The organism is Desertibacillus haloalkaliphilus, from assembly GCF_019039105.1.
Lineage (GTDB): Bacteria > Bacillota > Bacilli > Bacillales > KJ1-10-99 > Desertibacillus > Desertibacillus haloalkaliphilus.
The window spans coordinates 1-342 of record NZ_JAHPIV010000526.1; the positions used below are offsets into that span (position 1 = coordinate 1).

Consider the following 342-nt stretch of genomic DNA (forward strand, 5'->3'; position numbering starts at 1 on the left):
CCAATGCGGCTGATTTGCTTCAAATCAGTGATGATTATGGTGAGCTAGTACCTGGTAAGATGGCCGACTTCGTTATGTTCGATGCCAGCCCACTTGCTGATATTAAGGTTTTGCAAGATCCAAAGCGCGTTGCTAAGTTTGGTGAATTCGTTGATACAACTGGATTCCAAAACCCATTTATTTTGCCACTTGATAAGGGTCACTTGGCCTACTAAAATGCAGACAAAAAGACGAGACGAACAGATTGATGTTCATCTCGTCTTTTTACTTTGCCCAGACTTTTTGCATAGCCGCAAAGACTGCTAGCGTTGCGCGTGAATCTGCCAACGCACGGTGCTTTTG

At 44.4% G+C, this 342-nt stretch carries 1 protein-coding gene; it reads left to right on the forward strand.

The genetic code is table 11. From position 1 onward, the window contains the following. On the forward strand, positions 1-215 hold a 215-nt coding region (locus KH400_RS23125; RefSeq protein ID WP_217228633.1), incomplete at its 5' end, for an amidohydrolase family protein. Positions 216-342 lie beyond the last annotated feature (127 nt).